The following is a 19,545-nucleotide window of genomic DNA, read 5'->3' on the forward strand; positions in this document are numbered from 1 at the left end:
TTTTTTTGGTATAACCTTCATCGCGCACCCGCATAGCGGGTGGTTCATTTGTCACGCACCCTACGGAGCGTGACGGACTGAAAGTCACACAATGAAAAACAGCTGGTCTAAAGACCGGCTGTTCTATAAAAGATTCAATAAATCAGAGAGGTTCTGATAATGACTGGCTTCTTGTATCTGCAGCTGTGCCAGTGATTCTAAACCCTTATTGGATTACTCAAATCTGCCTGCGGCCATTCGGCTAGATAGGCCGCTGCACTGTCAGCTGCCTGACCCGTAAAACAATCCGCCAGCTCTCCGGATAGCGGCCCCTGCGCAAACGACTGAAGCTCTTCGGCCTGGCCTTCTAACCAACTCTGCAGCTCCTCTTGCTCTCCCGACCAAGCCGTACTTTTTGCCGCTAACGCCCCCTGAATGACCAAAACGCTCCTGCGCTTTCTTGGTCTCCTTGGCCGCTTGGGCAAGCGTGTCTAAATCAGTCGTTACTCCCATAACATCTCCCCCTATACACAAGATACAAAGCCCGTATGAAAATAGGGGATGGCAAGCGATACTGGCATCACGCTGACAGCCATCTTTTTCACTAGGATTTTAGGGCGTGTTCAATTCCAACAAGATACAAAGGCCTTTATGCACCTCTGTCTGCCTACTTGTTGTTAGTCGAAAACAAAGCCGCCCCTTCCTGATGCGCTGCGGCTACTTTAGCAACTGCCGGACCCGACTGGCTGAAGCCGGACATGTTGGAAATGGTCCCGCCGCCATGGTCTTTTTCCAGTTTGGCAGCTGTGCTGTCATAAAAATCGGAAATATCGTCCACCTGCGGAGTCATTCCGCTTCTAGCTTCAATCGCATTTTTAGTGGATTCAGTGAAACCAGGTTGGGTCCCTGCCACTACGATAGCCGTTTGGGAATAGTCTGGATTATGGCCCTTACTATTGTCCACAGGAACAACGGCCAGAGCCTGAGTGGTCTCATCTATACTGTTAACCACTTGGTAGTACTCATTTGTTTCTGGAATTTCAAATATCTCCCCTTCTTTATATGAAGCGTAATCCTTCACAACATCCTGCAAGCTCTGTATCTTTTTATCTGTCAGTGTCATTCCTGCCCCTCCTTTTTATTTGAGTATCCCCTTCTTAAACGTCACATTGTAACGGACTTCAGCCGACGGACTGCCCTGAGCCGACTTTTCAATTCCTTTCAGCTTCCCTATATCTATTAAGGCTTTAATGTTGTTGTCAATATTCTCATTTTCTGTCCATTTCGTGTCCTCCGGCAGGCTGTCTCCGTAAGTCACTTCGACATAATAATCTTTCCCACTGGCCAGTTCAATTATTTCTGTACCATAAATATCCCAATCTATCCGAAGATAATTAAGAAGCCCGTATCGGGGATGTCCAAAATGGTCTATTTTTCCGCCAAACTGTGCCTTATTCCCCTCTTCGTCATAAATGATAGGGACAGTATAAGCCGTTCTTACCGTAAAGCACCCGTCACCGTCTATATAAATCGGTGAAAACTCGATTTTACTGACACCGGAATAGTTCTCTTTAATATAAGTGGCGATTTGTTCTTCCAGAAACTGAAAGCCGTGCTGGTAAAGCTGGTCAACCTTTTTCTTTTCCATGTAACGATTATACTCCCAAATTCCAGTGATAACGATGAGAACCGCAGCCAGCAGTCCCCAGAAAATCTTTGTCGGTCTGCTTAAACCTTTCTTTTTAGCCATAGCCTGCTCCTTGTTCCCTGCAGATAATTCGTTTTAATTTTTGTTAGCATAGCACAGTAAAACCGAAAAAGCAAGTGACCTTTGCCACAATTGTTGGGTTATCATTCGAAAATAATTATGTCTTACTTACTGTTGATTTTTTAGGATATAAGTATAAAAAAATTGTCCAGTTTCCCAGACATGACTGCCTGCCCCAGTCAGAAAGCAGGGGCCTAGGCTTTAGTTTACTGTTTTGATTGATCTGGCCCTTATAAATTTAATTTAGGGAAGGTCTGACTTTTTTTATTATAGTGAATATACACATTTCAATATATTTTAAAGGGTAAATGCGAACTGACATTTACCTATATTTCCTCATGATATATTTCAGTTTCGGGGTCTCAATGATTTCATCAATTTCAAATCCGAGTTTCTCATAAAGTTTCTTGGCCTTTTGATTGAAATCAAAAACAGTTAGCGAAATACTTTTAATAGCCTCATCTTTAAAAATGAAGGCCATGAATTCTCTCAGCGCTTCTGTCCCGAGACCCAGTCCTGTTTTTCGGGGATCTATGACAAATCTTCCTATATGTATCTTATCCTTATCAATACATACTTCTTGTATCACTCCGATAAATTTCTCCTTATTGAAAATCGAAAAGATATTCTCCAGTTCTTTTATCTTGCCATAATTCAGAGGATAAGAAATTCGAGATCCCATCCATTGTTCCTGAAATGCTTCTCCTTCTTCATTGGACCATTCACATAAAAGAAGAGCATTATCTTTAGTTATCCCTTTTTCAAACCTGACAGTCATATTCAACCCTCACAAATTTAGAATCCATTCTAAGAACACAGAACTCTTCAAGAAAATAGTAGCAGGAAATTCGTCATTTGTCACTACTTTTATTCCAGCAAACGTTGGACTGATTCTTATCTCTTGTCGATTATCGAAGACATCATTTAGTGCCCTCGTTTGGCTTCTTAAATTCGCTATTATTCCCAAAATCCTATCATAATATCAAAAAATAGGTATTATTTCCATATTTTGCTAAAAAAACGAAGTTTTGTATCATTTTATATTGACCTTTACTGACCAATAATATATAATAGTATCAGAAGGTAATTGAGAAAATAATCCTAAAAAGCTTTCTAATGGGATTTCATTTATTTAGTCCTGTATTACCTTCTAAGTATAAATCATATAATAATATTATTTCTACGTAAAAGTGAGGTATGCATTATGGCAAATTATTCTAATCGTGATCCTTTTGGAAATATGGATGATATCTTCAACCAGCTGATGGGCAATATGGGCGGTTACAACACTGAAAACCGCCGCTATCTGATTAACGGACGGGAAATTACGCCGGAAGAATTTGAACAGTACAGAGCAACCGGCAAACTTCCCGGAAATCCAGAAAAAGCTAAAAGTCCTGTTGGACCAAAAACAGATGGGATTTTGGCTAAATTGGGAACAAATCTGACACAGGAGGCGCGTCAGTCGCATTTAGACCCGGTGATTGGACGTAATAAGGAGATTCAGGAAACAGCAGAGATTCTTTCCCGCCGGACAAAAAATAATCCTGTTCTTGTCGGAGATGCCGGGGTGGGTAAAACAGCCGTCGTTGAAGGGCTAGCTCAGGCCATTGTCAATGGCGATGTCCCTGCTGCAATTAAAAATAAGGACATTATTTCGATTGATATTTCTGGTCTAGAAGCCGGCACACAGTATCGCGGCAGTTTTGAAGAAAACATTCAAAATTTAATTCAGGAAGTAAAAGATGCCGGCAATATTATTTTATTTTTTGATGAAATCCATCAAATTCTTGGTGCCGGCAGCACCGGTGGTGACAGTGGTTCAAAAGGGTTGGCAGATATTTTAAAACCAGCCTTGTCCCGCGCTGATTTAACCGTCATAGGGGCAACGACCCAAGATGAATACCGCAATACCATCATGAAAAATGCTGCACTTGCCCGCCGTTTTAATGAGGTTAAGGTCAATGCTCCTTCAGATCAAGATACTTTCCAGATTCTGATGGGAATTCGCACACTTTATGAGCAGCATCATAATGTGATTTTACCGGATAAGGTCTTAAAAGCTGCCATTGATTATTCTATTCAGTATATCCCGCAGCGCAGTTTGCCGGATAAGGCTATTGACCTTATTGATATGACTGCTGCCCATTTAGCAGCGCAGCATCCAGTCACAGATGTCAAAACGCTCGAAGCAGAAATCAAACAGCAAAAAAACAAGCAAGAAGAGGCCGCTGCCCGAGAAGATTATGAAACAGCCCTAGCTGCTAAAACACGGATTGATGACTTGCAAAAGCAGATTGATAATCATAAAGAAGGTCAAAAAGTAACAGCTACAATCAATGATGTGGCCGAGTCGGTTGAACGCCTGACAGGTATCCCTGTCTCAAATATGGGAGCCAGTGACATCGAACGATTAAAAGCAATGGGTGAGCGTTTACAGGGAAAAGTCATCGGACAAAATGAAGCGGTAGCTGCTGTAGCTCGGGCAATCCGGCGCAATCGAGCAGGTTTTGATGAAGGCAATCGTCCGATTGGCAGTTTTCTCTTTGTCGGACCGACAGGTGTAGGGAAAACAGAATTAGCTAAGCAGCTAGCCCTTGATATGTTTGGTTCCAAGGAGGCCATTATCAGGCTGGATATGTCGGAATACTCAGACCGGACAGCTGTTTCAAAACTGATCGGTACGACTGCTGGCTATGTGGGCTATGACGATAACAGCAACACACTTACTGAACGGGTCCGCCGAAACCCTTATGCTATCATCTTGCTTGATGAAATTGAAAAAGCTGATCCTCAGGTTATCACACTGCTTCTGCAGGTTTTAGACGACGGTCGGCTGACAGATGGACAAGGCAATACCGTTGATTTTAAAAATACAGTTATTATTGCAACCTCGAATGCCGGCTTTGGCAGCCCTCTCCCTACTGAAGAGACAGGAAAACGGCAGGACATTATGGATCGGATTGCACCTTATTTCCTTCCGGAATTTTTAAACCGATTTAACGGTGTTATTGAATTCTCGCATTTAAGCAAAAAAGACTTAAAAGAGATTGTTAATCTGATGCTCAGCGAAGTACAGCAGACAATAGCTAAAAAAGGTATTGACTTGGAGGTTACTGATCAAGCGAAAAACCATCTTATTGAACTTGGCTATGATGAAGCGATGGGAGCCCGACCGCTCCGAAGAGTGATTGAACAGGAAATCCGCGATAAAATTACCGATTTCTATCTTGACCATCTTGACAGCAAGCATCTTCTGGCAGATTATAAAGGCCATCAAATCATCATTTCCGAGAGAAAAGCATCGTCATAAGACTTTATATCCAGTAGCTGGGATGAACACTATCCCAGCTTTTTTGCACTCTCTTTCCTGCTTTTGTCTAAATCTGTTTCCGCCCCTTCTATGGAATCCTTCTTCTTTCTTTTTGATTAATAAGGCCAATTGTGATAAGGTAACGGTAGGAAAAAAGAAAGACCAAGACCTTTATGCATTTAACACTCTATGATTTATACCAAAAGATGCTGAACACTATGGGACCGACACATTGGTGGCCAGCTGAGACGAAAGAGCAAATTATCATTGAAGCGATTCTTATCCAAAATACTACTGAAAAAAATGCTCTCAGTGCCTCGCAGGTGTTACAAGAAAAAAACCATTATGATTTCAAAAAAATCGCAAAACTGCCGCAAGATGAACTAGAGGAATGGATCAGACCGGCCGGTTTTATGAAAAATAAAAGCAAGGCTATTCAAACCATTGCCCAGTGGTACCTTGAGCACCAAAAAAAGCCGGAGAAAATTATCCGGCGGTACGGCAAAAATCTGCGTCAAGAGCTGCTGTCCCTGCATGGCGTCGGACAGGAAACAGCAGACGTTTTGCTGGTCTATATTTTTGATCAGCCGCAGTTTATTTCAGATAAATACGCGAGGACACTTTTTACACAGCTCGGGATAGAGGAACTGACAGACTATAAAAGCTTAGCCCAAAGACTGTCTATCCTTCCGGCTCCCTTCACCTTTCAGGACGCTCAGGAATTTCACGGACTTATTGATGAATTCGGCAAAAAATATCTCCGACCGCCTCAAAAATTTGAGTCCAGCTTTTTAGCCGGAGATAAATTAGTTCTTTAAAAAAGACTTCCAAGAAAGACGGATTATCAATTCTGCTTTCCTCGGAAGTCTCTTTCACTTATTTTAGGCGAATTGCCTGAAAGAGATAACTGATATCTTCCGGTCCAGTCCGGCAGCAGCCGCCGACAATTTTTGCTCCTGCTTGATGCCACCGCAGAACATTTTCCAGCAAACTGTGCGATTGGTCCGGAGAGTCTTTCCAAGTCTGTGTAGTGCCATCATAAACTTCGCCCGAGTTAGGATAAGTGATGAGCGGCTTATCTGTGACTGAACGTATTCGCCTGAGCAATCCGTCGAAGACTTTTGGAGCACTGCAGTTAATCCCCAGCGCTAAAATTTGCTCACTTTTATCACACATGAGAGCAAGTTCTTCAATGGCTGTTCCGTCAGAAATATGGGCGTCATCTTGCGCCGTAAAAGACATATAAGCTTCAGTATCAGGAAATTCCTCTGCCAACAAATCAAGAAGCGCCCGAGCTTCGTCGGCATTTGGAATGGTTTCTATTCCCAGTAAATCACAATCTGCTGCCACCAAAGTCTGAATTCGTGGCCTGTGAAAGGCTTTGTACTCATCTTGTGTCAAACGGTAAGCACCAGTATATTCAGAACCATCAGCCAAATAGGCTGCATAAGGTCCGACATCACCGCTGATCAGCGGGTAAGGCCGTTGCTTTCTATGATTTTCAGACAGTTCCTGCCAGACCCTGTCTCGAGCATTTTTAGCTAATTGGACAGTTAATGCTATAATATCCAAAGCTTTCTTTTCCGACAGTCCGGTAGCCTGCAAACCCGGCAGAGTCGCCTGATAACTGGACGTTGTAAGAATATCCGCGCCGGTCCTTAAGTATAGCTCGTGGAGGTCCTGGATAGCTTTGGGATTTTCCAGCAGATATTTAGCTGACCAGAGCTTACCTGTTACATCAAAACCTCTTTTTTCAAGTTCTGTACCTAAGGCACCGTCCAATATCAAATAATCGTTTTCAGCCAGCAAATCCTTAAATAATGCCATTTTAACATCACCTCCATTTAAGATACAAAAGGACAGTCTACCATTTTTTGTGCCACAAACGGTAATAGACATAAGCAATAACCATGAAGGGGAGTCCAAAATAAAGGCCAGCACGCTGTGAAGGATCCCAAGCAATCCCGACAATGGACAGCAGCAGCAAAGCACTCGTCAGATAAGGCAGAACGGGACTGAAAGGTGTTTTATAGGTCAGCTCATCTTCTGTATGATCCTGCAGCCATTTTTTACGGAAATTTATTTGGGCAATAGGGATAGACAGCCAAACAACCGCTACTGCAAAGCCAGCAATAGAAACAAGCGCTAAAAAGATTGTATCAGCAGCATAAATACTGGAAAAAAGTGTAAAAATGACCCCTATCATTGATAAAAGCATTGCCCGCATCGGGACACCTTGCTTATTAATTTTCACTATTTTTTTACTGAGCATCCCTTCATTAGCCAAAGACCAAAGCATTCGTCCAGAAGCATAAAGACCTGAATTAGAAGCTGAGAGAATTGCTGTCAGGATAACGAAATTCATAATATCGGCTGCAAAAGGCAGACCGATTTTATCTAAAACTAAAACAAAGGGGGCTTCAGTCACTCCTGCTTCTTTCATAGGAAGCAGGCAGGCTAAAACAAAGATAGTTAAGGCAAAAAAGACAATCAAGAGAGCAATGGTAGATTTTATAGCGGCAGGCACTTCCTTTTCCGGATTATCCGTTTCTCCCGCTGCAATACCGATCATTTCAACACCTGAAAAAGCGTAGTTAACAGCAAGCATAACAGAAACAAGACCGACCCAGCCCTTGGGAAGAAGACCATTAGCCGTCAGGTTAGAAAATAAAGGCGCTTGGTCTGTTCCCGAAAAAGGCAGCAGGCCAAAAACAGCTCCCAATCCCAGCAGAATAAAGGCTAAAATCGCATAGACTTTAATACTGGAAAAATAGTACTCCGTTTCAGCAAACCAGCCGACACTCAAGGTATTCAAAAAGAAAATTATAGCAGCAAAAAGTGCAGCAAAAAACCAGACAGGAATTCCTGGGAACCAGCGCTGCATGAGCATAGCAGCTCCTAAAAACTGAGAGGCGAGAGCCACCACCCAGCACAGCCAATAGGACCATGCAACTACAAAACCTGTCCCAGGACTGATAAAGCGGCTGGCATAGGTGTGGAAAGAGCCCGTAACAGGCATGGCAACAGCCAGTTCCCCCAAGGAAAACATGACCAGATAAACAACCAAACCTCCGAACAAATAAGAAAACACTGCCCCCAGAGGTCCGGACTGAGCGATAGTATATCCAGAACTTAAGAATAAACCAGTTCCTATAACACCGCCTATTGAGAGCATCTGCAGATGACGGCGGGTCATCTCCCGCTTGAATGTTCCTTCATTTTTAAACCGATGATTTTCCATAAGGCCTCCATTTTTTGATAGTTTTATCTTACCATATTCTATATGGACTTAAAAATAGTCTTTTCCTATCGATGACTTAGGTAAAAACTATAAAGGAAGCTGACTTAAGACCTCTCTTCAATCTCAAAAAGTAAAATGAGGCAGGACTTTTGTCCTCCTCATTTTTTATACTTTATGCCTGCTGCTGGCAGAAGGCCTTTTTCAGCTCAGCAGAGCCGTTTGTTACAGGTGTTTCAGGACTGCGTCCCATGCTTGCTCAATACCCTTTGCTTTAAGAGCCGAAAAGATAATGAAATCATCCGTTTCATCAAAATCCAGTTTTTTCTTAACAGCAGTTTTATGTTTAGGCCATTTCCCCTGAGGGACTTTATCCGCCTTGGTAGCGACCAAAATAACAGGAATGCCGTAATACTTCAAGAATTCATACATCTGCACATCGTCTGCACTCGGATCATGCCGGAAATCAACCAAGCTGACAACAGCCCGCAGGTTATCCCGCTCGATAAGGTATTCTTCAATCATCCGGCCCCATCTGGCCCGTTCCTTCTTGGAAACTTTAGCATAGCCGTAACCAGGGACATCAACAAAACGGCATTTGTCATCAATATTGTAAAAATTGAGGAGCTGGGTTTTTCCGGGTTTGCTAGACGTTCGGGCAAGATTTTTCCGCCCCAGCAGACAGTTAATAAAACTGGATTTCCCTACATTTGAACGGCCTGCTAAAGCAATCTCAGGAAGGTCATCCTGAGGGTACTGCGACTTATTAGCGGCACTTAAAAAGATTTCTGCTCTATGTGTATTTAAATAACTGAAATCCGCCATTAATCCCCATCCTCCTTAAGCTGTTTCTAAAACAGGACCATCTGTTCCTTCAACAGCTTCTTTTGTAATACGTACCTTGCTAACCTCTTCCTGACTTGGGATTTCAAACATGATATCAAGCATGGTTTCTTCGATAATAGAGCGAAGTCCACGTGCACCTGTCCGGCGTTCGATAGCTTTTTCGGCAATAGCTTTGAGAGCCGATTCATCGAAATCCAGTTCAACGCCGTCATAAGACATCAGTGTCTGGTACTGTTTAACAAGAGCATTGCGCGGTTCAGTCAGGATACGTACCAAGTCATCTGCTGTCAGTTCTTCTAAAGCTGCAACTACCGGAAGACGGCCGATAAATTCAGGAATCAGCCCAAATTTCTGAATATCTTCGGAAATGATTTCCTGCATATAAGAGGCACTGTCAGACAGCAACTTATTATTCTGACCGAAACCGATTATTTTTTCTCCTAAACGCTGTTTGACAATATCTTCAATACCATCAAAAGCACCGCCGACAATAAAAAGAATGTTCTTGGTATCAATCTGAATCATCTCTTGGTTAGGATGCTTGCGCCCTCCTTGCGGCGGAACGCTGGCAACTGTCCCCTCGATAATTTTAAGAAGAGCCTGCTGAACACCTTCGCCGGATACATCTCGCGTAATGGAGACATTCTCTCCTTTTTTAGCAATCTTATCAATCTCATCAACATAAATGATCCCGCGTTCGGCCCGTTCAATATTGAAATCAGCAGCCTGAATCAGTTTTAAAAGGATATTTTCAACATCTTCTCCGACATAGCCAGCTTCTGTCAGCGATGTCGCATCCGCAATTGCAAAAGGAACATTGAGAGTCTTAGCCAAAGTCTGTGCTAAAAAGGTCTTGCCCGACCCAGTTGGGCCTATCATAAGAATATTTGACTTTTGTAAATCGACATCTCCTTCTTCTTGGCTTTCTGTAAAAGAAACACGTTTATAGTGATTATAGACGGCTACTGCTAAGGCACGCTTGGCATGTTCCTGTCCAACCACATACTCATTTAAAACAGCCAGCAGCTCCTTTGGCTTAGGCACTTCTGCTAAATCGGCCAAGACCTCCTCAGCTAACTCTTCTCTGATTATTTCCTGCGATAATGCAACACATTCATTGCAAATAAATACACTGTTGCCGGCAATAATCTTTTTCACTTCATCTTGACTTTTCCCACAGAAGGAACAGTAAACTTTGACATCATTATTTCTATTTCCAGCCATGATTCCTCTTTCTAGACTACTCTATCTATATAACCATTTGTTAAAACAAGGTGTTATAAAAAGCATGAATGGTATTTACTAAATTAGTAAAAGCATTCAGCAAAAGCAAGGCCCCTAAACCATAGCGCTTTTTCTTAAAGGCAGGCAGGGCGCACAATACGCAAATCACACATAAAAAGGCAGTGAATACCCCAAAAACACTTCGTTGCATTTTGTTAAAAGGAACTCCTTCTTTCCTATTTTTCTAAAACCGTAACCGAAAAATCATAAGCATTTTTATCATCTTTCGTATAAAAGATTTGGGAAGTCTGATGGAAATCAGACAAATCAAGTTCTGGGAAATAGGTATCTCCTGTAAATCTGCCGTCGACAGTTGTCTTAATCAGCGCATCATAGTGTCCGGAAAAAGCCTTGTAAACACTGGCACCGCCGACAATAAATAAACTTTTATTTTGTTTGGCAAACCATTCTAAAGCCTCAGCAACACTATGAACAACAATAAGGTTTTCTTGGCTCTTTATATCAGTTTTCTGCGTTAAAATTAAGGTATCACGTCCCGGTAAAACCCGGCGGTTCATCCCGTCAAAAGTCACACGTCCCATTAAAAGAGCCTGTCCCATGGTCGTTTTTTTAAAGTGCTGCAGCTCTTTGGGCAGATGCCAAGGGAGGCTGCCGTCAGCCCCAATCAGGCCGGCTTTGTCTTCTGCCCAGATCGCAATGATTCGCTTTGTCATTTTTTCTCTTACCTTTTGGTCTCGCATTTACTTCAATTCTAACAGATTTCTTTTAAAAATGCAGAGATAAAAATTCTCTGCATTTTTCAGATAGCTAAATCAAATTTTAACTGCGGTTTAACCGGATCATAATCAATTAGTTCAAAATCTTCTGGTTTGATAGCAAAAAAATTCGTACCATCAGCAACCTTTAAACGGAGCTGAGGCTGGCAGTCTGACGGCTCCCGCCGCAGCAACTCACGCGCCTGGTCAAATTGATTGTCATAAATATGCAGGTTGTTAACAAAATAGAAAAATTTGCCCACTTTCCAACCAAAATGTTTGGCGATCATCATCTGCAGAGCAACATACTGCATGGCGTTAATATGGTGAGCAACCAGCATATCATTGGACCGCTGAGTCAGTGTCGCATCTAAATAAATAACACCATCTACCCGTCTCACATCAAACATTGTCTGAAAAGCACAGGGGTAGAGCCCGTCACTGGCTGCAAAAGCTTCGTAGTCCCAAAGCGAGATGACATTGCGCCGGTTCCAGGGATTGTCTGCCAGCTGCTTTAAAATCGTATCAATAATACGGTGTTTTTTGACAACTGCACCATAACGCTGACCGATATTCCCAGACTCCCCAACTTCCCAGTCATTCCAGTATTTCACCCCATATTTATCATTAAGAACAGAAAGGTCATTTGACTGATCCTGATAAATCCAAAAAATTTCTTTGATGGCTGATTTTACAGCAATAGGCCGCAGGGTTGTAATAGGAAATTCTCCTTTCGCCAAATCGTACTCCGCAAAAGCCCCGGTAATATATTTAGAATTGGCGGTTGTCCCATCCTTATACTTAGGCCGGGCTTGTTCGCTAAAAACCCCTTCGTCCATGATTTTTCTAATATTATCCTTGAAAATGAGATCTGCTTTAGTCATCGAACATACCTTCCTAAAAATAGCTGTTATTATTTTATCGGAAAAATCGAAAAAAAGCGAGGAAAAAACCTTTTTCTTAAAACCGTTCAGACCGACAGCAGAGCAGAGTTTAAAAGATACTTTGTTTTTTTAATCACCGCCCTGTATAAATTTTGAAATGCCAATTTTTCATTGTTTAGTTGCTATAATTTTAGAAAAACTAATAATATAAGTGTAACAGCTACTACAATGCTTATTCGAGCAGGTATATACTTTTTCCCATACAAAATAGCTTGCACACTGCATAATGAAAAAAGGCCACCAACAAATAGAGCAGACAGAAGCATCTTTGAATTTGTATTGAAGTATATAGAAAAAGCTGCCGCTATTGCAATAAGACCCAATACTAAAGAAACTAATATTTTTAGAATCCAAGCTTTATCAGTTGCATAAGCAGGAAAATCTCCATGAAATTTTTTAGCTGCTTTTAAACCTTTTCCTTTTGTGATATTGAACAAGAAAAACAAATTGGCAACCATTTCAGTCACTCCAATAAAGAACATAATCCACATTGTCATTTTCATTTATGCAAACCTCCATCTAAATTTTTCATAATGATATTTAAGCACTTAACGAGAGTTTGAATTTCCGATGCGGATAATCCTATTACTGCTAAATCATTGACACTATTAGCTATTGAAGAAACCTCAGATATAATATTCACTGCTTTGGGTAAAAGCTTTACATTATAACTTCTACGGTCGTTTTCAGATAATTTTTTTTCGACTAACTTTTTAGAGACTAATTTATCGATAATAGTGCCACATGTCGCTCTGTCCGAATTAATTTTATCGGCTACTTCGGCCTGAGATAACTCATCTTCTGCAGACAGCACACTCAAAACAGCCCATTGAGAAGAGGTAATATCGTACATCTTTAATTGTGCATCAAGTGTTCTTTTTATTAGTTTGGCACTCGAATTCAGCAGATACCCTAGCGAATCTTCAATTTTCATCATTTTTCCTTCCCCATATAATATGTATAAAAATTATTTGTATACATATTATATTACAAATCTCTTGTTTTAGCAGCATAAATAGTCAAAAAAGCTATCATTGTTTTTCAAGTATTAGGAACTGTAACGCCGTAATTTATAAATTAAAATATTTTACTACTGTGCCTGCCTTTCTGATAGTATTGAATCAAGCGGTTTGATGTTTCAGTGTGATTGTCATTAAGGCAACCTCTATTTTCCATTTTTATCATCGTTCTACTATCTTTTGCGACTTTCAAATGTGAGAAAAAAAACTATTTTAAAGTATTTACCCCTGTAAAAATTTCATTTATAGTTAGAAATCCCTTTAATTTTCATTGCTCTCTAAAAAATACCAGCTCAAAACTCAAGTCACATCAGAAAAATCAGCGATAGGCTGATTAGTTTTATTTTTGATATGTCAATATTCTATGCGATAATTGAAGCCTTATGGTATTTTATAAAAAATCCGACTATTTTACTTTGATATTTGAAAGAAATAATTTTTTTTGTGAATCTATTTATTGACTTTATGGTAAAATTAAGGTTAGGCATTAAGAGATTAGAAAGGTTTACTGGGTAAACATGAAAATCGGAATTGATAAAATAGGATTTGCAACGGCACAGTATGTGCTGAGTATGGACGATTTGGCAAACAGCCGCGGTGTGGATCCGGAAAAATTCAGTACAGGTCTGCTTCTGCAGGCCTTAAGTATCGCTCCTGTTACTGATGATATTGTGACCTTAGGAGCATCGGCGGCTCAAAAAATTCTGACGCAGGCAGATAAAGAAAATATTGATATGGTCATTGTGGCTACAGAATCAGGTATCGATCAAAGCAAGGCTGCTGCAGTTTATATCCATCAGCTGCTTGGCATCCAGCCTTTTGCACGCAGCATCGAAATGAAAGAAGCCTGCTACAGCGCAACGGCTGCATTAGATTATGCTAAACTTCATATCGGAAAAAATCCGGACAGTAAGGTATTGGTTATTGCTTCTGATATTGCTAAATATGGTATCGGCACTCCGGGAGAATCCACTCAAGGAGCCGGCAGTGTGGCTATGCTTCTGGCAAAAGACCCTGCTATCATGGTTTTGCATGATCAGTCACTGGCTTTAACCCGTGATATTATGGATTTCTGGCGTCCCAACTATTCAGTGACACCATATGTTAATGGCATGTATTCAACAAAGCAGTACCTTGATATGCTCAAGACAAGCTGGGATGAGTATCAAAAGTGTTTTAATAAATCTTTAGCAGATTTCGCCGCTTTTTGTTTCCATATCCCATTTCCAAAGCTTGCGCTTAAGGGATTCAATAAAATTTTAGACAGACAGCTCCCGGAAACTGTCAAAGAAAAACTCAAAGACAATTTTCAACACTCTATTCTTTACAGCCAGCAGATTGGCAATATCTACACCGGCTCTCTCTTTTTAGGGCTTTTATCTTTGCTTGAAAACAGTACAAGTCTGCAGGAAGGCGACCAAATCGCTATGTTTAGTTACGGTAGCGGTGCTGTAGCTGAAATTTTCACCGGCACTCTGGCAAAAGGATTTAAAAAGCGGCTCTTCAAAGGACAAAGCCGTTTGCAGGAATTAAAAAAACGAACCGTCCTTTCTGTTACAGACTATGAAAAGATGTTTTTTGAAGAAGCTCAGATCGATGAAAATGGCCATGCGTCTTTTGATAACTATAAAACCGGCCCTTTTGCTCTAAAGGAGATTCTAGGCCATCAAAGAATTTACCGCAAGGTGGCAGCAAATGACGAATAATAAACTAAACTGGTCCGGCTTTGCTAAGAAGACCCCTGCTGATCGGGCAGCTTATCTAAGGGAACACAAACTCCTTTCCGACGATTCTCAGCGGCTGCTGACCGATGAAGAACTGCTTTCTTTAAGCCGGGCTGACCAAATCACAGAAAATGTTATTGGCAGGCTGGCTTTGCCTTTTAGCATAGCTCCTGATTTTCTTATCAATCATCACGTTTATCAGGTTCCTTTTGTCACTGAAGAGCCTTCTGTCGTAGCAGCTGCCAGTTTTGCTGCACAGATTATCAAACGCTCGGGAGGCTTTACTGCTCGGATTCACAGCCGCCAAATGGTCGGTCAGCTGGCTATTTATGATGTCACTGACAAAGAGAAGGCTCAAGAAGCTATTTTAGCACAAAAATCACATTTGTTATCTTTGGCCAATCAGGCCTATCCTTCTATTGTCAAGCGCGGCGGCGGTGCTTGCGATTTGTCTGTTGAGGCCAAAGATGACTTGATACTTGTCTACCTTACTGTAGACACAAAGGAAGCGATGGGAGCCAATATCATTAATACAATGACAGAGGCTCTAGCTTCTCCGCTTGAAGAACTTTCCAGCGGCCGGACTTTACTGGCAGTGCTCTCTAACTATGCCGTTAAATCCCTTGTTACTGCTGAATGCCAGATTAAACTGCGTTTTCTCAGCCGCAATAAAGAACAAGCCCAGGTTTTTGCCCGTAAAATAGCTCTGGCCAGCCAGTTAGCACAAACCGATGTTTATCGTGCCAGTACACATAATAAGGGCATTTTCAATGGGATTGATGCCGTCGTTTTAGCTACCGGCAATGACTGGCGAGCTATTGAGGCTGGAGCCCATGCGTACGCCTGCAAGGAAGGTCAGTACCGCGGCTTGTCAACTTGGACCTATGATAGCGATGAAAACAGTCTAAAAGGCCAGCTGACTTTGCCAATGCCTATTGCTACCAAAGGCGGATCAATCGGCCTTAATCCCAGTGTCCGTTTAGCCCACGATTTACTGGGAGAACCTTCCGCAAAAGAATTGGCTCAAATTATTGCTTCTGTCGGTTTAGCACAAAACTTTGCTGCCTTAAAAGCTTTAACCAGCACCGGCATTCAAGCTGGCCATATGAAGCTCCAAGCTAAATCTTTAGCACTTTCAGCCGGAGCAAAGGAAAGCGAAGTGTCTGCTGTCGTTAGTCAGCTCATAGCAACTAAGCCCATGAATCTTGAAAAAGCAAACGCTATCTTGTCAGATCTAAGGCAGCAAAATGCCCATGGTTCACAGAAATAGTTTTTCAGTCTGAAGCAGCTCCCGTTGATTTAAGCTGATAAGCTAAAAATCTTGAAAGTAATGATATCGTTTGCTGTGTCCTGATAAAAACAAAAGAGAGTGGGCAATTATATCTAAAAAGTGAAAGGAGGCAGGACTTTTGTCAGCCTCGTTTTTTTGTAATTTCTTTTCTTGACATTGGGTTATTAAAATTATATAATCTAGTTATCAATACTAGATAACAAGGAGGCGAAAATATTTTGTCAGTACAAGCTTATCCAAAATGGGCTGAATTACCAGAGCTGGATCTCTATCTGGACCAGGTTCTCCTTTATGTCAACCAGATCAGCCAGCAGGCAGGAGTAGCCAATGATAAGGGGCTTACTGCTTCAATGATTAACAACTATGTCAAACACGGTCACATCGACAAACCTGTTAAAAAAAAGTATAATCGCAGACAACTGGCCCGTCTCATTGTGATAACCAGCTTAAAAAATGTCTTTTCTATTCAGGAAATCAGTCAAACTCTGGCTGTTTTAACACAAGACAATCACTCTCAGATCATGTATGACAATTTTGTCTCCTGTATGAATGGTGAAAAAAGGGAAAATATTCCGGCTGTTGTCGTTTCAGCCTGTCAGACCTTAAAATTGTACCAACAGACTCATCAACTCGTTTTAGAACTTCAAGGGGAAAGTAGAAATGAATCCTAGTCTTACTCACAAACTCAGCAAACAGCTTTCTTTCGGGGAGGAAGTAGCAAACAGCGTTACTCATGCCGTCGGAGCTGTTATTGCTCTTCTTCTGCTGCCGTTCACAGCTGTTTACAGTTCACAGCATTTTGGACAAACTGCAGCTGTTGGCATGTCAGTCTTTGTCATCAGCCTTTTTCTCATGTTTCTGTCGTCTACTATCTACCATGCAATGGCTTATGCATCCATGCAAAAATATGTTCTGCGTATCATTGATCACAGTATGATATATATTGCCATTGCCGGCAGCTATACTCCTGTCGCGCTTTCATTGGTCGGGGGCTGGCTGGGCTATCTCATTATCTTTTTACAATGGGGAACAACGATTTTTGGAATTCTTTATAAAATTTTTTCTAAAAAAATCAATGAAAAATTCAGTCTCTTCCTCTATCTCCTGATGGGATGGCTGGTCATCTTTATTATTCCGGCTATTATCAGTAAAACAGGTTTTATCTTCTGGGCTTTAATGCTGGGAGGAGGGCTGGCTTATACTGTCGGTGCCTTCTTCTACGCCAGAAAAAAACCTTATGACCATATGATCTGGCACCTTTTTATCCTGCTTGCTTCAGCCTTACAGTATATTGGCATTGTCTATTTTATGCTGTAAAGCTGAACAAGACTTAAAAAACAGATCTAAAACCTCATCGCTAATGATGATGATGGTTTTAGACCTGTTTTTTTAAATGTCTGGGCTTGAGTCCTGCTGCGGCTCAGCTTTTTTTCTGAGTCAAAAGCTGCCCATGCAGGAGGTAAGCAACTGATTTAAGTTCCGGAACCGTCCGGCAGTTCAAAGCGCACATGATTAAACGCAAGTCTTCTTTCCAGCTGTTAATGATAGCGATAACCTGAGATGATGGATACTGTTCGGTTAACTCTAATACTGTCCGAGACAGACCAACTGCTCTTGCTCCTAAAACTAAGGCCTTAATCATATCCAAAGGGTGTCTGACACCTCCTGAAGCAAGGATTTCAACCTTATCAGTCAATGATTGGATATTAAGAAGTGTTTGAACAGTTGTCTGGCCCCATTCATTGAGGTAAGAGCGGTTCTTAGTGCTGCGCTGATTTTCGATATAGGCAAAGCTGGTGCCGCCTCGGCCTGAAATATCAAATGTATTAATGCCCAAATCCCGAGCTGTTTCAATGGTTTGCTTGTCCATACCGAACCCTACTTCTTTAAGCACAATTGGAACAGGAGATTTAGCTGCATAATCAGCTAAAGTTGTCCGCCAAGAGCGAAACTGTCGTTCGCCTTCCGGCATTAATAGCTCTTGCATAGCATTAAGATGAAGCTGCAAGAATAGAGGCTGGAGTTCTGTTATTGTTTGTAAGCCTGCTGAATAAGGCTTATCGATACCAATATTGCCAGCAAGCAGGAGATCAGGAAAGTCTTTAAGGCTAGGGTAGGAACTGTCATCTTTATCCTTAAGTGCGGCACTGTAAGACCCTGTTACCATAAGAATACCCGTAGCTTGAGCAATGTAAGCTAATTTGCGGTTAACCGATCGGCCCTTCTCACTTCCTCCGGTCATGGCATTGATATAAAAAGGAAATTCAAAATCTCGGCCGGCAAAATGAGTTGATAAATCAATATCCTGCAAATCATAATCAGGCAAAGAATGGTGAATCAGCTCTATATCGTCGAAACTGTTATAAGAAGCCCGATAATTTAAGGCAAATTGTATGTGATCATCTTTTCGATTCGTCATTTGTCCTCACATGTTCTAAAAGAAGTAATTCAATACCGGCAGCCTGCCAGCGGTCAGACAAGATTTTTGTTGCTTCCGGATTGAAGGACAGCGCTAAACCGCAGTCCCCTCCTCCTGAGCCTGATGATTTAGCAGCCGCATCCAGTCCGTGTGCAGCTTGCTTTAAAAGCAAAAGCTTATCACTGTAAATAGCTGGATGCAAATCCTGAAGTAGGCGGCTTACTGCTGTCAGAGCCTCTTTAACCTTGGTTTTATCCCCCTTTAAAAGTGCCCTTTTTAATTCCTGTACTTGCTCTTGAGTGCGGGTCAGAAAATAAGGATTAATGGCTCCCTGTACTAACCGGATCATCTGTTTTGAAAGTGCAGCTTGCTTGGTCCAGCCTACTAAAAAATCAACATTCAGAGCAGACTTAATGGGTTCAATACAGTAGCCCCAGTCCTTTTGCAGAACAGACTGGAGTGTTTCATTCTTTATCCAGCTTTTTACCTGCTGCCGGTCAAAAGAAGTAAAATAAACCAAATCATCATAAGCAATACAAGCCACATCTCCCATAGAACCATTATCGCCCTTCTTGAGCAAAGTATAGGCAGCCAATTTAAAAACAGTATCTGCTGATAAGTCAAGATGGTAAAAAGCAGCTAAGGCTTTTATTGTTAAAATAACAACACTGCCGCTGGAGCCGATGCCGAATTTAACTCCCTGACGTTCCATTTTACCGCTGATTGCCAGCGAAAAAGCAGGCAAATCTGCTGCTCTTTTTTGAAGGAAGTCTGCAAAATGGAGAATTGTCTGCTGAATGATGGCATAATGCCTGTCCGGATCCAATCCTACCTGATAATCAAACATATCAGATTGGATAACAATCTCAGGAGCGGCTTTAATAGAAGCTGTCATATAAATGGGGATATTTTTGATAATAGCAGACTGTCCTGGCACAAGGACAGCATATTCACCGGCAAGATAGAGTTTGCCGCCGGCCTGAACCTGCACTGTTTTTTCCACT

The 19,545-nt window shown here is 41.6% G+C and carries 20 protein-coding genes; 6 read left to right on the top strand and 14 right to left on the bottom strand.

The genetic code is table 11. The features are described from left to right. Positions 1 to 261: 261 nt before the first annotated feature. The 4 genes from AB3329_RS02830 to AB3329_RS02845 all read right to left on the bottom strand — a co-directional run bounded on the left by AB3329_RS02830 (position 262) and on the right by AB3329_RS02845 (position 2,525). The gene (locus AB3329_RS02830) at positions 262 to 492 is read right to left on the bottom strand and encodes a hypothetical protein (protein ID WP_368394234.1); all 231 of its coding nucleotides are present in this window, start codon (positions 490 to 492) and stop codon (positions 262 to 264) included. Positions 493 to 646: 154 nt separating this feature from the next. Further along, the gene (locus AB3329_RS02835) at positions 647 to 1,102 is read right to left on the bottom strand and encodes a hypothetical protein (RefSeq protein WP_368394235.1); all 456 of its coding nucleotides are present in this window, start codon (positions 1,100 to 1,102) and stop codon (positions 647 to 649) included. Between the two features lie 15 nt (positions 1,103 to 1,117). Beyond that, complete coding sequence (locus tag AB3329_RS02840; RefSeq protein ID WP_368394236.1) at positions 1,118 to 1,729, bottom strand: hypothetical protein; 612 nt, start codon at positions 1,727 to 1,729, stop codon at positions 1,118 to 1,120. Between the two features lie 340 nt (positions 1,730 to 2,069). Then, positions 2,070 to 2,525: a GNAT family N-acetyltransferase gene (locus tag AB3329_RS02845; protein ID WP_368394237.1), complete on the bottom strand. Its 456-nt coding sequence runs from the start codon at positions 2,523 to 2,525 to the stop codon at positions 2,070 to 2,072. 426 nt (positions 2,526 to 2,951) lie between these two features. Here AB3329_RS02845 and AB3329_RS02850 point away from each other — a divergent pair, with 426 nt between their 5' ends. Beyond that, entirely contained in the window at positions 2,952 to 5,060 is a 2,109-nt protein-coding gene (locus tag AB3329_RS02850) for an AAA family ATPase (RefSeq protein WP_368394238.1), read from the top strand. A gap of 173 nt (positions 5,061 to 5,233) precedes the next feature. Continuing rightward, the gene (locus AB3329_RS02855; protein ID WP_368394239.1) at positions 5,234 to 5,878 is read left to right on the top strand and encodes an endonuclease III domain-containing protein; all 645 of its coding nucleotides are present in this window, start codon (positions 5,234 to 5,236) and stop codon (positions 5,876 to 5,878) included. 58 nt (positions 5,879 to 5,936) lie between these two features. Here the strand turns inward: AB3329_RS02855 and mmuM are convergent, their stop codons facing one another. From mmuM to AB3329_RS02895, 8 genes are all read right to left on the bottom strand, one after another. Further along, positions 5,937 to 6,887 carry a homocysteine S-methyltransferase gene (gene mmuM / locus AB3329_RS02860; protein WP_368394240.1) on the bottom strand — a complete coding sequence of 317 codons (951 nt, stop codon included), beginning with the start codon at positions 6,885 to 6,887 and terminating at the stop codon, positions 5,937 to 5,939. A 37-nt stretch (positions 6,888 to 6,924) separates the two neighbouring features. Continuing rightward, positions 6,925 to 8,301: an amino acid permease gene (locus tag AB3329_RS02865; protein ID WP_368394241.1), complete on the bottom strand. Its 1,377-nt coding sequence runs from the start codon at positions 8,299 to 8,301 to the stop codon at positions 6,925 to 6,927. Positions 8,302 to 8,523: 222 nt separating this feature from the next. Further along, positions 8,524 to 9,123, bottom strand: coding sequence for a ribosome biogenesis GTP-binding protein YihA/YsxC (gene yihA, locus AB3329_RS02870; protein WP_368394242.1), 600 nt, complete (start codon positions 9,121 to 9,123; stop codon positions 8,524 to 8,526). Between the two features lie 15 nt (positions 9,124 to 9,138). Beyond that, on the bottom strand, positions 9,139 to 10,368 hold the full coding sequence (clpX, locus tag AB3329_RS02875) for an ATP-dependent Clp protease ATP-binding subunit ClpX (protein ID WP_368394243.1): 1,230 nt from the start codon (positions 10,366 to 10,368) through the stop codon (positions 9,139 to 9,141). Positions 10,369 to 10,604: 236 nt separating this feature from the next. Then, entirely contained in the window at positions 10,605 to 11,102 is a 498-nt protein-coding gene (locus AB3329_RS02880; protein ID WP_368394244.1) for a dihydrofolate reductase, read from the bottom strand. An 86-nt stretch (positions 11,103 to 11,188) separates the two neighbouring features. After that, positions 11,189 to 12,028, bottom strand: a complete 840-nt coding sequence (locus tag AB3329_RS02885; RefSeq protein ID WP_067061556.1) for a thymidylate synthase — start codon at positions 12,026 to 12,028, stop codon at positions 11,189 to 11,191. Between the two features lie 182 nt (positions 12,029 to 12,210). Beyond that, positions 12,211 to 12,591 carry a hypothetical protein gene (locus AB3329_RS02890; RefSeq protein WP_067061551.1) on the bottom strand — a complete coding sequence of 127 codons (381 nt, stop codon included), beginning with the start codon at positions 12,589 to 12,591 and terminating at the stop codon, positions 12,211 to 12,213. Then, complete coding sequence (locus tag AB3329_RS02895; RefSeq protein ID WP_368394245.1) at positions 12,588 to 13,025, bottom strand: MarR family winged helix-turn-helix transcriptional regulator; 438 nt, start codon at positions 13,023 to 13,025, stop codon at positions 12,588 to 12,590. Before AB3329_RS02895 ends, AB3329_RS02890 begins: the two co-directional genes overlap by 4 nt. Positions 13,026 to 13,625: 600 nt before the next feature. Between AB3329_RS02895 and AB3329_RS02900 the strand changes: the two genes are divergently transcribed. The 4 genes from AB3329_RS02900 (at position 13,626) to trhA (ending at position 17,439) form a co-directional block, all read left to right on the top strand. Then, positions 13,626 to 14,813 (top strand): hydroxymethylglutaryl-CoA synthase, encoded by a 1,188-nt coding sequence (locus tag AB3329_RS02900; RefSeq protein WP_368394246.1) that lies wholly within the window; start codon positions 13,626 to 13,628, stop codon positions 14,811 to 14,813. After that, entirely contained in the window at positions 14,803 to 16,101 is a 1,299-nt protein-coding gene (locus AB3329_RS02905; RefSeq protein ID WP_368394247.1) for a hydroxymethylglutaryl-CoA reductase, degradative, read from the top strand. The genes AB3329_RS02900 and AB3329_RS02905 overlap by 11 nt, the downstream gene beginning before the upstream one ends. 239 nt (positions 16,102 to 16,340) lie before the next feature. After that, positions 16,341 to 16,793, top strand: coding sequence for a DUF1836 domain-containing protein (locus tag AB3329_RS02910; protein ID WP_368394248.1), 453 nt, complete (start codon positions 16,341 to 16,343; stop codon positions 16,791 to 16,793). Then, positions 16,783 to 17,439 (top strand): PAQR family membrane homeostasis protein TrhA, encoded by a 657-nt coding sequence (trhA, locus tag AB3329_RS02915; RefSeq protein ID WP_368394250.1) that lies wholly within the window; start codon positions 16,783 to 16,785, stop codon positions 17,437 to 17,439. The genes AB3329_RS02910 and trhA overlap by 11 nt, the downstream gene beginning before the upstream one ends. Before the next feature lie 103 nt (positions 17,440 to 17,542). On the opposite strand, the gene fni is transcribed toward trhA, so the two are convergent. Further along, a complete protein-coding gene (gene fni, locus AB3329_RS02920) occupies positions 17,543 to 18,541 on the bottom strand; it encodes a type 2 isopentenyl-diphosphate Delta-isomerase (protein ID WP_368394251.1) in 999 nt (332 codons plus the stop codon). Continuing rightward, entirely contained in the window at positions 18,522 to 19,544 is a 1,023-nt protein-coding gene (locus tag AB3329_RS02925; protein ID WP_368394252.1) for a phosphomevalonate kinase, read from the bottom strand. The genes fni and AB3329_RS02925 overlap by 20 nt, the downstream gene beginning before the upstream one ends. Position 19,545: the final 1 nt, after the last annotated feature.

Origin of the sequence: Streptococcus huangxiaojuni, assembly GCF_040930515.1 — a bacterium.
In the GTDB taxonomy this organism is placed as follows: domain Bacteria; phylum Bacillota; class Bacilli; order Lactobacillales; family Streptococcaceae; genus Streptococcus; species Streptococcus huangxiaojuni.